The following is a 15,118-nucleotide window of genomic DNA, read 5'->3' on the forward strand; positions in this document are numbered from 1 at the left end:
GATCTTACCATCCCCGAATAGCGGGTAAATTAAAAAGAGGTGTATTATACACCTCTTTACATTTTAAATCACTTATCTTCTTTTTTAAAGAGCTTTTGTTTCTCTTTGTTTAATTTCGAAGCTACCTGTACCACGAGGAAGTTCAATGCTCTCTCTCGTTTTTGCGCCTAAACCTTCAGCGATGTACTCTGCAGCAACATTCGGATCAATGCGATCACCGCAAGTGTACACATCAATACTTGCATAACCATGCTCTGGAAAGCTGTGGATTGTTAAATGAGATTCAGAAATAATTACAACCCCACTTACACCTTGTGGTGCGAATTTATGGAAAGCAACTTCACGTACTTCAGCTCCTGCTCGAAGTGCTGCATCCACAAATAATTTTTCAATATAAGGCATATCATTAAGTTTGTCGAAATCGCAATCCCAAAGTTCCGCGATTACGTGACGACCCATAGTATCCATAGTATCCATTCTACAGTTCCCCCTTATAAATTTAATCTAACTGTTCGAATTGAAAACTAATTTGCAATTTGGTTTGCTCCACTACCACGGGGGAAAGTTAGTCCAAAGAGGTCCTAACCCTTTAAGTAGTGACTACCACCTCAGCTCTTAAGTTTACGAATGTTAGTATACTTTGTTTATTTTCATTTTGCAACAACAGTTTTTTATTTTTCGATGACACTTTCTTTTTTACATCTCTTCGAAAAAAAGAAAAAATTCAAAATCACAGTAATCATAGCTTTTCAAGGTGATTTACAAAGAAAAGATATATGTAATTTTTTCCATCCATAAAAAAAGAAAAGGACTAGCTAATGCTTGCCCTTTTCTCATCTATTAAATATGTTGTACGTTTTCTTGTTTCGCAAATTGATCTACAACAAGTTTTACAAGATCTACAACACGACGAGAATAACCCCATTCGTTATCGTACCAAGCAAGTACTTTTACTTTGCGCTCACCCATTACCATTGTAGATAAACCATCAATGATTGCGGAATGTGTATTTGTATTAAAATCTATTGAAACAAGCGGCTCATCACTAAATGCTACAATTCCTTTTAATGCACCGTTAGCTGCTGTCATAAATGCTTCATTAATTTCTTCCACTGTTACATCGCGCTTTACATCCACAACTAAGTCAACAAGAGATACATTTGGTGTAGGAACACGAAGTGCCATACCATGAAGTTTTCCATTTAGATGCGGAAGAACTTTTGCTAACGCTTTTGCAGCACCTGTCGTTGTTGGAATGATAGACTGGCCACATGCACGTGCTCTGCGTAAATCTTTATGTGGATTATCAATATTTTTTTGGTCATTTGTATAAGCATGAACTGTTGTCATTAAACCGTTTTCAATTCCAAACTGCTCATCTAACACCTTTACAACAGGCGCTAAACAGTTTGTTGTACAAGATGCATTTGAAATAACGATATGTTTTGTAATATCAAGTTGTTCGTCGTTTACACCAACAACAACTGTTACATCTTCGTTTTTACCAGGTGCAGTTAAAATAACATTTTTCGCACCAGCTTCTACGTGAAGGCTTGCTTTTTCTTTGGAGTTAAATTTACCTGTTGCTTCAATTACAACATCTACTCCTAATTCTTTCCAAGGCAATTCTCTTGGATCGCGGTTGTTTAAAAGGCGAATCATTTTGCCATCTACTAATAAATGATCTTCAAACGCTTCTACTGTACCATCAAATTTGCCGTGAACTGTATCATATTTAATTAAATGTGCTAACGTTTCAGATGGGTAGCTCGCATTGATCGCTACAATTTCGAATGCGCTTTCTTTTACTGCCTGGCGAAACACCATTCTCCCAATACGTCCAAAACCATTAATTGCCACACGAATCATAATATGTTATCCCCCTTGATTGCGTTATACTATTTATCTCCAATCCCAATAATAGTATAGCACAAAAAGGCGATATGTCACTAAACAATTTCATCATTTTTAAATTTTTTTATTTAATAATGTTCCATTCTTTTAAAATGTGGCTTAATTGTGCTTTCGTCTCTTCCATTGTGCCATTATTATTAATTACTTTATCCGCTAATGTGATTTTATCTTCTAGCGGCATTTGCGAAGCAATACGTGCTTTTGCCTCTTCTTCTGTAAAATTGTTGCGCTCCATTAATCTTGTAAGCTGCGTCTCACTGTCAACATAAACGAGCAAAATTTTATCTACAAGACCTGTTAATTTGCCCTCAAATAATAGTGGAATATCAAGCACAACCGCTTGCACCTTTTCTCTTATGTACATATCCTTTTGCGCATTCATTTCTTCTCGCACAGCAGGGTGAACAATGCCATTTAACAGCAAACGTTTTTCTTCATTATGGAATACAATGCTACCAAGCTTCGGACGATCTAGTTCTCCATTTTCCCCCAGCACTTCTTTCCCAAATGCTGCTACAATTTCGTTATACGCTTCCTTCCCTGGTTCTACAACTTCCCTCGCAATAACATCTGCATCAATAACTGGAACGTGAAAACCTTGAAACATTTGTGACACTGTACTTTTTCCACTTGCAATGCCGCCTGTTAATCCAATTACAACTGTCATCATAACTCCCCCTTAAGAAAAGCTTAAGCGTCCTGTTTCGTAAAAACAAGCGCTGAAGCTAAGCATCTCCAATTTTTATAAAGTGAAACTTCCAACAGTGATTTTTTCATCTCCCACCTAGCTTCTTTAGAAAAGCGGAAACGGCTCGCTCAGAATCGCAGGACGCCCTCGTCCGAGGAGATGAAACGACCTGCGATTCTAGCCGCTAGAGCTGGGCAACGCTTCTCCTTGCATCTTGAGATCGGGACTTACTGCTCGCGAATAGCGGGATAAATTCTTATTGTTTAAAAATAAAGACGTGAAACATCGTTTCACGTCTCCTCTTACATTTTCCAAATTCCAATAATAATAAGTAATATACCTGGCAAAAACGTGAACTTTTGCAGCCATTGCATATTCGATAATGCTGTTCCTATTTTCATTCCAGCGAATAAAAATAACGAGCTCATTACTGCAACCAATCCCGCCATCATCAATGGGGAATATCCAAGTAATGACGCACCAATACCCGCTCCAAACGAATCTAATGAAAGCGCCATGCCAAGAAGAAGCGCTTCTACCCCCGAAATTGTCCCGGATTTATCAAAATCAGCAACAGTCGGTTTTCGTAAAATTTGAATGACAAGACCAAGAGAAGCAATTTCTAAGTTCCATACTTTTTCTTCTTGAGGTGCTTCCTCTTTTTTATCACTTTGAAAAAATTGATACACCACCCAAGCACCAATCGCCACGAGAACCAATCCACCAATTCTTTTCGCAAGTACCGGTGAAAAAACTTGTGCAATCATATGCCCGATTCCCATTGATAGTATCATCACGGCAGCTGAACAAATCCCGATTACAATAATAGATTTCAGTAGAATCCGGACGTTGCGGAGCCCGTATGTAAGCCCCACACTGCAGCTATCTAAACTTAGCGTAAAAGCTAATAAAATTAGAGAGAAATAATGATACATCGATAAGCTCCTTCCCTATACATAGCTTTGCTGTATATATATGACAGAAGCCTATCCGATGTTATTACAAAAAAATAAAATGTTGCTGACATCAATAAGTATTTTTTACTGATGCTTTGTTTGTTTAACTTTTCAACTGACAAACAGGGCAATAATGTGTACCGCGGCCGCCAACAACTGTTTTTTCAAGTGCAGTGCCACACGTTACACACGGTTCACCTTTTCTTCCATATACGTAAAGTCGTTCTTGAAATGAACCAATTTGTCCTTGCGAATTCATATACGTACGAATTGTACTTCCACCACGCTCCACGGCTTCTGTTAATGTTGCAACAATTTCTTTATACAACGTTTCAAATTCCTCATTCGTTAAAGAAGACGCTTCTCGCTCTGGATGAATACGTGAACGGAATAATACTTCATCTACATATATATTACCAAGACCAACTACAATGCGTTGATCTAGCAAGACAACTTTTACTTTTCGAGCAGTTTTTTGCATTCTTTCTCGTAAATACGCCGGTGTTAATTCACCCGAAAAAGGCTCTGGTCCTAAATCTGCCAGCGGCATGACTGTAAGCTCCGTTCCTTTTTCAAAAAGATGCATCGTACCGAATTTACGTACATCTTTATAACGAAGTTCCGTACCGTCTGTAAAACGAAAACGGACGTGTGTATGTTTATCAACTGGATCATTTGCTTCGTGCAGCATATATTTCCCTTCCATTCGCAAATGAGAAACAATGACGTAACGGGTTACATATATAAGAAGAAACTTACCGCGGCGTTCGACCTCTTCAATCGTTTCTCCGCGCAGCATCTCTTTGAAAAGTTCAGCATCATCTGGCTCTTTTACCAATTTCGGGTATGTTACAATAACTTCTTCAATCGTCTTTCCTTTGACGAGCTTCTCTAGCGTTCGTCTTACATTTTCAACCTCTGGCAGTTCTGGCATACTATCACTTCCTTATTTTGCGTCGTACCATGTTGGACCATATGAGTAATCAACCTTTAATGGAACGGAAAGCTCAATCGCATGCTCCATTACTTCAGGTACAAGCTTCTCTAGCTTCTCTACTTCCTCTTGAGGCACTTCAAAAATAAGTTCATCGTGCACTTGCAAAAGAAGACGAGCTTGTAACCCTTCTTCTTCTAGTCGATCCGCCATAATAATCATCGCTTTCTTAATAATGTCCGCAGCACTTCCTTGAATAGGTGTATTCATTGCCGTGCGTTCTGCAAAGCTGCGCAGATTAAAATTACGGCTCGTAATTTCCGGGATGTAACGGCGACGATTCAGTAATGTAGATACATATCCTTTTTGCTTCGCATCTTGCACAATATCATTCATATATTCTTTTACTCCCGGAAAACTCTCTAAATACTTTTGAATGAAATCAGCTGCTGCTTTTCTTGTAATGCCAAGGTTTTGCGATAAACCATAATCACTAATGCCGTACACAATTCCGAAATTTACAGCTTTCGCTTGTCGTCTCATATTAGAGGTTACCCCCTCTTTTTCAACTCCAAACACATCCATCGCTGTTTTTGTGTGAATATCCATATCATGTTGGAATGCCTCAATCAAGCCATTATCTTTCGAAATATGTGCTAATACACGTAATTCGATTTGAGAATAATCCGCAGCAAACATAACCCAATCTTTTTCTGAAGGAATAAACGCTTGACGTATTTTTCTTCCTTCTTCTAAACGAATCGGAATGTTTTGTAAGTTTGGATCTGTTGAACTTAAACGTCCCGTTTGTGTTAATACTTGATTAAAACGTGTATGGATTTTGGACGAATCTGTATAAACAACTTTCAGTAAACCTTCAATGTACGTAGAATTTAATTTTCCCAGCTGACGATAGTGTAAGATTTTCGGAATAATTTCATGATGCTCCATTAATTTTTCAAGCACATCAGCTGATGTAGAATAACCCGTTTTTGTCTTTTTTATAACTGGTAAATTTAAATTTTCAAACAAGATCACACCAAGTTGTTTTGGTGAATTAATATTGAATTCCGTTCCTGCAAGCTCGTAAATTTCTCCTTCCATTTTCTTGAGCTGCGCAGCCAATTCATCACCCATATTACGGAGACGATTTGTATCAACTGTAACGCCTTTACATTCCATTTCAGCTAATACGCGGCAAAGCGGCATCTCCAACTCTGTAAATAATTCATACTGCTCATTCTTTTTCAGTTCTTCAGCAAATGACTGCTGTACATCGTATAACACATGTACTTTTCGCGCTACGTGTTCTGCTACAACTGTCTGCTCTGGTACAGCTCGTTTTGCACCTTTTCCATATACCTCTTCATCTGATTGCACGGCATGCGTTTCTTTCATTTTCGCAACGGCACGAAAATCTTTATCGGTTTCTGCTGGATCAAGTAAGTAAGCTGCAATTAATAAATCAAAATCGATTCCCTTTATTTCATAGCCTTTCCACTTTAACGCAACAATTGCACGCTTAGCATCGAATGTATACTTCTTCATCTCTGGATTCGCTAACCAGCTGGTAAAAGGTTGTGATTGAAGAGCGATATCAGTCGGAACAAAGTAACATCCGTTTTCATTTTGAATACCAAATCCTTGAATATCGGCTCCGTGATAATTGTCTTCTTGCACTTCGACAATGAGCGCACTATCTTGCTGCAACATTTCTTCCGTTACTTCTTCTACGATTTCAAATGAGATATCATCTAGCTCAGCTGCAGGCGCTTCTGCAATCGGTGCTCCTAGCTTGGTTAATAAAGAATGAAACCCTAAGTTCTCAAATACTGGGATAATATCGCTATTATCATATCCGTTATAAGCAATATCATCTAAATGAACCGTAATTGGGGCATCAGTAATAATTGTTGCTAACTCTTTACTCATCAACGCTTGCTCTTTATTTTCTTCAAGCTTTTCTTTTAATTTCTTACCGCTCACTTTGTCTAAGTTTTCATATACAGCTTCTACTGTTTCAAATTGTGTTAACAATTTAATTGCTGTCTTCTCACCGACACCTGGGACACCTGGGATATTATCTGATTGATCTCCCATCAGCCCTTTCATATCAATAATTTGCTTTGGAGATAAACTATACTTTTCAAATAATGTTTCTTTTGTATACTCGTCCACTTCTGTAATTCCTTTACGCGGAATACAAACGCGGGTATTGTCTGAAACGAGCTGAAGCAAATCTTTATCGCCGGAAATGACTTTTACTGAAACCCCTTGCTCACTCGCTTCTTTTGCCAATGTTCCCATAATGTCATCCGCTTCGTAGTTCTCTAATTCGTAACGAGACACATGAAATGCATCTAACATTTCACGGATGAACGGAAATTGCTCTGATAGTTCTGGTGGTGTTTTTTGACGGCCACCCTTATACTCACTATATGTTTTATGACGAAACGTTGTTTTCCCCGCATCAAATGCAACAAGCATATGCGTCGGCTTTTCTTCTTCTAGAATTCTCATTAACATCATCGTAAAACCATAAATGGCATTTGTATGTATACCTTTGTCGTTGTTTAAAAGCGGCAACGCAAAGAATGCGCGATATGCAATATTATTTCCATCAACTAAAACGACTTTCTTTTCCAATTTGAAAAACCTCCCCGTAAAAAATTAAAACGATTTCTCAATACATAGAAAAAACCGTTCCTTTTCTTCTCTCTATATTACCACGACTAGAAGAGAGAAGAAAAACAACGGCTTTCCTCATAATTATATTCAGCATCATATAGGTGGAGTTCATTCTTACTCTTAAAATATAACAGCATATATATATCGGTATAACATAGCACGCATGAAAACATTTCAAAAGAAGAACTATCATTACAAAAAGGGAAGGGACGAGAATAAGTCTCCTTATTCTCGTCCAAAACTACTCCTTGGATGAAGGGGTTTTCATGTATTATAGTAACAGACCTTTATTAATATAAAATGAAGATATTGTTAATATAATGTAAATATCTACTTACTGTACTTTTGAAGGGTAACAGTAAAAGTCGTTCCAACCCCAATTGCACTTTCTACAGTGATCATCCCATGATGTGCTTCAACTAAATGTTTCACAATAGACAATCCAAGTCCCGTGCCACCTGTATTGCGACTGCGCGCTTTATCAACGCGGTAAAAACGCTCAAAAATACGAGGGATTTCGTCTTTTTCTATTCCAATCCCTGTGTCAGATACCTTTATATATACGTTTTGACTATCATACGAAAGTTTAACAGAAACAGTCCCGCCTGCTGGTGTATATAAAATTGCATTATTCATTAAATTAATAAAGACTTGTTTCAATCGTTCTGCATCTCCTACGACAGAGATATGTTCATTCACATCGACATGTAAACGAATGTCTTTATCACTTGCTTTATTTTCTAATATCATACCGACTTCTTCTAATAACCCTTTTAAGTCGACAACTCCCATATTTAATCGAAATCCTTGTTGTTCAATTTTCGATAAATCTAGTAAGTCTTCAATTAACATTTGCATTCGGTCGCTTTCTTTCAAAATAATATGTAAGAAATGCTCGAGAAATTGCTGATTTTCCATCGCTCCATCAAGCAATGTTTCTGAAAATCCTTTAATAGAAGTAATGGGCGTTTTTAGTTCATGTGACACATTTGCCAAAAAGTCTTTACGCATTTGCTCAAGTTTCTTAAGCTCCGTAATATCATGAAAGACAAGTATAATCCCTTTCCATTCATGGTTTGTTCCAATAATTGGAGCACCATACACTTCAAAGTGTTTTCTTTCAATTTCAAGAGGCAACAACATTTGCTTCCGTACTTTGACCTCTGTCATAAAAATTTCTTCTACAAGTTCGACAATTTCTTTGTGCGTAAATGCCTCATAATATAAACGATGTAAATACTCCTCGTCTGTTACATGAAAAATCTCTTTATAAGAACGATTGACAAGACTAACATGACCGCGGCTATCAATTAAAATCATACCGCTTCCCATATTTTCAATGAGTGTATGCAGACGATCTTGCTGCATTTCTTGCTCTAACGTCATCTCTTGTAAATTACGTGCTAAAATATTAATTGCCTTGCTGAGCATTCCCGTCTCATCTGAATGGCTTTCATAAGCACGTGCTTTATAATTTCCTTTCGCCAGTTCAATCGCTACTTTTGTAACAGACTCAATCGGTCTAATATACTGCCCTGTAATTCTCATAACAAGAAATAGAATAATAAAGAAAGAAGTGATAAAACCAAGACTTACTATACCCCAAGTTTTTTGATGCACAGTTTTCAAGGAATCAATAGAAGCATTAATAAGAATATACCCTTTCTTCCCTTGTGCATCTTGGATAAACATAGCATAGTAATACGGGTGTTCATCCTTTGTTTCCTTCATCACAACTGTATGCGTTTGTTTTCTTGCTTCTGGAAGAAGTTCTTCTATCACTTCTTTACGTGATAACGCCTGTTGGTTTACAGTCTCATATTGAATTTGTTTTTGTTCATTTACAAACGTTACATATGCACCAAACTGCTCTTCAAATTTCAAAAATACATTTGGTTTCTTAAGGGCATTATCAATTCCTTCCGTCTCAACAACAGAAGCAACGTACTGTGTTTCTTTCTCCAACCTCTCATGGAAGTGATCGACATAAAATCCTTCCAATACTTTTTCAAGTAATAATCCTGTCCCTACAAAAATAAGAACAATTAGAGAAATAAACGTAAAGAGAAGCCTTGAGCGAAATTTATTCATCCCCTTTTGGCTCCTCCAATTTATAACCTAATCCGCGGATTGTTTTAATGTAAGTTGGTTTTTTTGTATTTTTTTCGATTTTATCTCGCAAGTGACTAATATGAACATCAACAATGCGCGTATCCCCAGCAAAATCATAATTCCATACAGCACTTAGCAGCTGATCACGAGTTAACACGCGGCTTTTATGTCTCGCTAAATATACAAGTAATTCAAATTCTTTTGGTGTAAGTTCTAACTTTTCCCCTTGGAAATATGCTTCGTAAAAATCCGGTAAAATTTTCAATTCAGCAATTATAATACTATTTTCATCTTCTACTTCCGGCACTTGTTCATCGTGGAGTTTCGTACGGCGCAAAATAGCCTTTACACGCGCAACTACTTCTCTTGGGCTAAACGGCTTTGTCATATAGTCATCCGCTCCAAGTTCAAGGCCTAACACTTTATCAAATTCATCATCTTTTGCTGTTAACATTAAAATAGGTGTCATAATACGCTGCAGGCGCAGTTCTTTACAAACTTCCATTCCATCCATTTTTGGAAGCATTAAATCTAATATAATCAGATCCGGGCGTTCCGTCTGCGCTTTATTCAGCGCTGTTTCTCCATCCATCGCTGTTATGACTTCAAACCCTGCTTGCTGCAGATTAAATTCGATTAAAGTTAAGATAAACTCCTCATCGTCTACGACTAAAATTCGATTACTCATTCTTTTCCTCCAGGTTATAGACTCTTAAACATTCTTCACCCTAGTATTCTTCCCCGACATTTCCATCATACTAGAAAACAAAACCCCTCTCAATAAAATTGTTCTTTGAAAAATAAGAGTTTATCCCGCATTAACACCCTGTAAGACTCCGATTAGTTTAACTAACCATCAGTAGAAAATGAAACCCCCACTGACTTACGCTCCAGTTTATGTTACCTTTATACAACAAAATACATTTTTACAGAAAGGGCCCTTATGTTAAAAGCATTTATTATCTTTTTTCTTGCAGGTCTAGCTGAAATTAGCGGTGGTTATCTCATTTGGAAATGGCTACGCGAAGGCAGTTCTATTGGAATCGGCATCATCGGAGGAGTAATTCTATTTTTATATGGGGTCATCGCTACATTCCAAGTATTCTCAAGCTTTGGAAGAGTATATGCAGCTTATGGCGGCGTATTTATTGTAATGAGTATATTATGGAGCTGGTGGATTGATAAAAAAACACCCGACCTATTCGATTGGGGCGGAGCCTTAGTTTGTATCGTTGGCGTGTTTATTATGTTATGGCCACGCGGATAAGATACTCTTTAATACTCTAATCGAATTCTCACTGCCCGCAAATAGCGGGATAAAAAAACAGGTGACATCACATCACCTGTTTTTTTATCAGAAATTATCAAGCGCTCTTTCAAATATCGTTGTTAAATGATGCGGCGGTGTTACTGCTAGCAAACCTTTCATCACTTTTTCTTCTTTCTCATTGTACGCAAACATTTGCATTTCAATTAAATGATCTTCTTTGTAGACGGAAACAACCTCAAAATGAATTTGCAACGTTGCATAATGGTATACAGGCTTTAAAAATTCAATTTCTTGTCTTACAACATGACTTCCTGGGCCAGGTAAGTATTTTGTAACTGCGGTTGTAACAATCCCCGTTAACATAATGCTTGGTACAATTGGTTTTTCATACGGAGTTTGGGATGCATAATCATGCTGAATATATAACGGATTTGAATCATTCGTTAATCCTAAATATAATAACAAATCTTTGTCTTCTATTTTCTCTGTAACGGATAACTTTTCTCCTACTGTAATTTCATCCATTTTACGACCTAATTTGCTTTTCTTTTTTAACATGATACAATCCCTCCGATCGATATTTAAATTATCCTACTCGAAGTGGTATATTATACGAATCTTTATAACAATGAGAGTACATTCACTACAAATCTGTATTTTATATTGTAGGATACCTATTTGATAACGCTTCCAAATTATTTTACAAAAATATTCCTCTAATAGTGGAAAAAGATTCGGGAGCCCCGAATCTTTTTCTTTCTTTTCTTATGCAAGAACTTTCATTACACTGCGTACAGATTCTACAGAACGATCTAATCCTTCTTTTTCTTCTGGAAGAAGATCCAATTCAATAATCTTTTCAATTCCGTTACCGCCAAGGATAACTGGAACACCCAAGTAAAGATCGCTATAGCCATATTCACCTTCAAGGTATGCAATAGCTGGCAATACGCGGCGTTGGTCTTTTAAGATAGCTTCTGCCATCTCTACTAAAGAAGCAGCTGGTGCGTAGTATGCACTACCGTTTCCTAATAGATTTACAATTTCACCGCCGCCTTTACGAGTGCGTTCAACAATTGCCTCTAAGCGTTCTTTCGGAATTAATGTTTCAAGCGGAATACCACCTGCGTAAGAATAACGAACAAGCGGTACCATTTCATCACCGTGTCCACCAAGAACAAATCCCGTAATATCTTTCACAGATAAATTTAATTCTTGTGCAATAAATGTACGGAAACGAGCTGTATCTAATACACCAGATTGACCGATAACGCGTTCTTTCGGGAATCCAGCTTCTTTAAATACTGAATATGTCATTGCATCAACAGGATTTGTTAATACAACAATAATTGTATTTGGAGAATATTTCGCAATTTCTCGCGTTACACTTTTCATAATTTTAGAGTTTGTTGCCACTAAATCATCACGGCTCATACCTGGCTTACGAGCAATACCTGCCGTAATAATTACAACATCAGAATCAGCTGTATCTGCGTAATCAGATGTGCCGATGATGTTAGCATCGAAACCTTGTACAGGGCTTGCTTCTAACATATCTAACGCTTTCCCTCTTGTTGGATTTTCAAGTTGTGGAATGTCCACTAATACAACGTCTGCTAATTCTTTTTGCGCTAATAAGAATGCTGTTGTTGCCCCTGTAAATCCCGCACCGATGACTGAAACTTTTTTGCGTTTGATTGTCATAATTTCTCCCCCACTTTGAATTATGCGTTTTTAATAACCGCTACGTCCATATTGTTAATAAGAGCGTCAGCAAATTCGGAACATTTTACTTCAGTTGCACCTTCCATAAGGCGTGCGAAGTCATATGTTACCACTTTTGAAGCAATCGTTTTTTCTACAGAATTAGTAATTAATTTCGCTGCTTCATTCCATCCTAAATGTTCTAACATTAATACTCCTGAAAGAAGAACTGAAGATGGATTTACTTTATCTAAACCTGCATATTTTGGAGCTGTACCATGTGTCGCTTCAAAAATAGCATGTCCAGTAACATAGTTAATGTTAGCACCAGGTGCAATACCGATGCCGCCAACTTGCGCTGCAAGAGCATCAGAAATATAATCGCCATTTAAGTTCATCGTTGCTACAACGTCGAACTCGCGTGGACGCGTCAAGATTTGTTGTAAGAAAATATCTGCAATTGAATCTTTTACGATGATCTTTCCAGCCGCTTCTGCGTCTGACATCGCTTTATTCGCAGCATCTTTTCCTTCTTTCTCAACAATTCGATCATATTCAGCCCAAGTAAATACTTTGTCGCCAAATTCTTTTTCTGCTACTTCATAACCCCAGTTTTTAAATGCACCTTCTGTAAACTTCATAATGTTACCTTTATGAACTAATGTAACAGAAGAACGTTTTTCATTAATTGCATATTGAATCGCAGCGCGAACAAGACGCTTTGTACCTTCTTCAGAAATTGGCTTAATCCCAAGTCCAGAAGTTTCTGGGAAACGGATTTTCTTCACGCCCATTTCATTTTGTAAAAACGCAAGAAGCTTTTGAACTTCTTCAGAACCTTGTGCATATTCAATACCAGCGTAGATGTCCTCTGTATTCTCGCGGAAAATAACCATATCAGTATCTTCCGGACGCTTGATAGGAGAAGGAACACCATCAAAATAGCGAACAGGACGTAAACATACGTATAAGTCTAGTTCTTGACGAAGCGCTACGTTTAAAGAACGAATGCCACCACCAACAGGAGTTGTTAATGGCCCTTTAATTGCGATTAAATATTCGCGAATCAATTCTAACGTTTCTTCTGGTAACCACTCACCTGTTTGATTAAATGCTTTTTCCCCAGCAAGAACTTCTTTCCAAACAATTTTCTTTTCACCATTATATGCTTTTTCAACAGCCGCCTCTAATACGCGAGATGCTGCTTCCCAAATGTCTGGTCCAATTCCATCTCCTTCAATAAAAGGAATGATTGGGTTGTTTGGTACATTCATAACACCATTAGTTACGGTAATTTTTTCTCCTGTAGTCACTGCGATTACCCCCATGTTTGAAATTTCATATGTATGAAACTGAGGGATAATCCCCTCAGTTCAAACCATAAATTAAGTTTAAATATTCCAATCATTGTTTCTTTGCGAAAAAATCAGATTCTTGAAAGCGCATTACGCTCTTTGACCGATTGGTACATAACGTTGGTTAATCGGACCATTATAATCTGCACGCGGACGAATGAGACGGTTATTTTCATATTGTTCTAGAATATGAGCTAACCAACCAGACATACGGCTGATTGCAAAGATTGGTGTAAATAAATCATGATCAATTCCTAAGCAATGGTACACAGATGCAGAATAAAAATCTACATTTGGCGGAAGCTGTTTTGCTGAAGTTACAAGCTCCTCAATTTTAATGGACATATTATACCACTTATCTTGCCCTGTTAGCACGCATAAACGCTTAGACATTTCACGTAAGTGTTTTGCACGTGGATCACCATTGCGGTATACGCGATGTCCAAAGCCCATAATTTTCACTTTATTCGCAAATGCATTATCAATATATGATTCTACGTTTTCTTCTTCACCGATTTCCATTAGCATCTTCATTACATTTTCATTTGCTCCGCCATGAAGTGGTCCTTTTAAAGCACCAATTGCTGCTGTAATACCGGAATACACATCGGAAAGTGTAGCTACACAAACACGCGCTGTAAAAGTAGATGCATTTAATTCATGATCCGCATGAAGTACAAGCGCCTTATCAAATGCTTCAATTTCAACTTCATTTGGCTCACGATTATTTAACATATATATAAAGTTTGCAGCTAATGATAAATCTTTACGAGGCTCAACAACATCTAACCCCTTGCGGATTCTTGCAAATGCCGCAACAAGAGTTGAAACTTTCGCCTGTAATTTAACCGCTTTCAAATAATTGGACTCTGCATTCATTAATTCAGCGTCCTCATCGTATAATGATAGCATGGAAATCGCTGTACGTAAAACAGACATTGGATGTGTTGTTTTTAAGTTCGTGTTTTTCAAATATTCTAAAATCTCCCCTGGCACTCCTGCATGCTGGGATAATTGTGTTTTTAATTCTTCTAATTCCACTTCATTCGGAAGCTTGCGATGCCACAATAAGTATACAACTTCTTCAAATGTAGCATTTTCAGCTAAATCATCAATATTGTATCCCACATATGTTAATGTATCATCGATAATAGAACTTACAGATGATGTTGTTGCTACTACCCCTTCTAAACCTCGAATAACAGTCATTATAACCTCTCCTTTTCCACGAAATTTCTCCCCAACCTTATACTTTGTCTCAATAAAATGTACTTTCCGCTGTTCACGAAAATGAATGAGCACCCGTTCATCTCTGAAACAAGCGAAATACACCCTAGTACAATCAAATCTGCATTTACATCTATCTATCGTTCCATGCTTTTTAGCATAGACGTGAGATTCTCCCCGCCTCCCCACGCTACAAACGATACATAGTGAGGAAATATAATTTCGGAGAGCTTATATATAAAAACAACATAAAACAATATTAGCCAAATT

The 15,118-nt window shown here is 37.5% G+C and carries 13 protein-coding genes; 1 reads left to right on the forward strand and 12 read right to left on the reverse strand.

What is annotated here, in order from left to right:
• Positions 1 to 84: 84 nt before the first annotated feature.
• The 8 genes from speD to AB1284_RS18020 all read right to left on the reverse strand — a co-directional run bounded on the left by speD (position 85) and on the right by AB1284_RS18020 (position 9,980).
• Positions 85 to 468, reverse strand: a complete 384-nt coding sequence (gene speD / locus AB1284_RS17985; RefSeq protein ID WP_170857660.1) for an adenosylmethionine decarboxylase — start codon at positions 466 to 468, stop codon at positions 85 to 87.
• Between the two features lie 372 nt (positions 469 to 840).
• On the reverse strand, positions 841 to 1,869 hold the full coding sequence (locus AB1284_RS17990) for a glyceraldehyde-3-phosphate dehydrogenase (RefSeq protein ID WP_377881005.1): 1,029 nt from the start codon (positions 1,867 to 1,869) through the stop codon (positions 841 to 843).
• Between the two features lie 109 nt (positions 1,870 to 1,978).
• The gene (gene coaE / locus AB1284_RS17995) at positions 1,979 to 2,581 is read right to left on the reverse strand and encodes a dephospho-CoA kinase (RefSeq protein WP_429753628.1); all 603 of its coding nucleotides are present in this window, start codon (positions 2,579 to 2,581) and stop codon (positions 1,979 to 1,981) included.
• A gap of 323 nt (positions 2,582 to 2,904) precedes the next feature.
• The gene (ytaF, locus tag AB1284_RS18000; protein WP_429753627.1) at positions 2,905 to 3,537 is read right to left on the reverse strand and encodes a sporulation membrane protein YtaF; all 633 of its coding nucleotides are present in this window, start codon (positions 3,535 to 3,537) and stop codon (positions 2,905 to 2,907) included.
• Positions 3,538 to 3,661: 124 nt separating this feature from the next.
• Entirely contained in the window at positions 3,662 to 4,492 is an 831-nt protein-coding gene (mutM, locus tag AB1284_RS18005) for a DNA-formamidopyrimidine glycosylase (protein ID WP_429753626.1), read from the reverse strand.
• A 12-nt stretch (positions 4,493 to 4,504) separates the two neighbouring features.
• Positions 4,505 to 7,138 (reverse strand): DNA polymerase I, encoded by a 2,634-nt coding sequence (gene polA, locus AB1284_RS18010; protein ID WP_429753625.1) that lies wholly within the window; start codon positions 7,136 to 7,138, stop codon positions 4,505 to 4,507.
• A 372-nt stretch (positions 7,139 to 7,510) separates the two neighbouring features.
• Positions 7,511 to 9,271, reverse strand: a complete 1,761-nt coding sequence (gene pnpS / locus AB1284_RS18015) for a two-component system histidine kinase PnpS (protein WP_429753624.1) — start codon at positions 9,269 to 9,271, stop codon at positions 7,511 to 7,513.
• On the reverse strand, positions 9,264 to 9,980 hold the full coding sequence (locus AB1284_RS18020; RefSeq protein WP_429753623.1) for a response regulator: 717 nt from the start codon (positions 9,978 to 9,980) through the stop codon (positions 9,264 to 9,266). The genes pnpS and AB1284_RS18020 overlap by 8 nt, the downstream gene beginning before the upstream one ends.
• 255 nt (positions 9,981 to 10,235) lie before the next feature.
• Here AB1284_RS18020 and AB1284_RS18025 point away from each other — a divergent pair, with 255 nt between their 5' ends.
• Positions 10,236 to 10,559 (forward strand): YnfA family protein, encoded by a 324-nt coding sequence (locus AB1284_RS18025; RefSeq protein WP_429753622.1) that lies wholly within the window; start codon positions 10,236 to 10,238, stop codon positions 10,557 to 10,559.
• 87 nt (positions 10,560 to 10,646) lie between these two features.
• Here the strand turns inward: AB1284_RS18025 and AB1284_RS18030 are convergent, their stop codons facing one another.
• The 4 genes from AB1284_RS18030 to citZ form a co-directional block, all read right to left on the reverse strand.
• A complete protein-coding gene (locus AB1284_RS18030; protein WP_429753621.1) occupies positions 10,647 to 11,120 on the reverse strand; it encodes a MaoC/PaaZ C-terminal domain-containing protein in 474 nt (157 codons plus the stop codon).
• A 207-nt stretch (positions 11,121 to 11,327) separates the two neighbouring features.
• Positions 11,328 to 12,266 (reverse strand): malate dehydrogenase, encoded by a 939-nt coding sequence (gene mdh / locus AB1284_RS18035; RefSeq protein ID WP_429753620.1) that lies wholly within the window; start codon positions 12,264 to 12,266, stop codon positions 11,328 to 11,330.
• Positions 12,267 to 12,286: 20 nt separating this feature from the next.
• A complete protein-coding gene (icd, locus tag AB1284_RS18040; protein ID WP_429753619.1) occupies positions 12,287 to 13,579 on the reverse strand; it encodes an NADP-dependent isocitrate dehydrogenase in 1,293 nt (430 codons plus the stop codon).
• Positions 13,580 to 13,711: 132 nt separating this feature from the next.
• Entirely contained in the window at positions 13,712 to 14,830 is a 1,119-nt protein-coding gene (gene citZ, locus AB1284_RS18045; RefSeq protein ID WP_429753618.1) for a citrate synthase, read from the reverse strand.
• Positions 14,831 to 15,118: the final 288 nt, after the last annotated feature.

The organism is Bacillus sp. S2(2024), from assembly GCF_050474045.1.
GTDB classification, from domain to species: Bacteria; Bacillota; Bacilli; order Bacillales; family Bacillaceae_G; genus Bacillus_A; species Bacillus_A yunxiaonensis.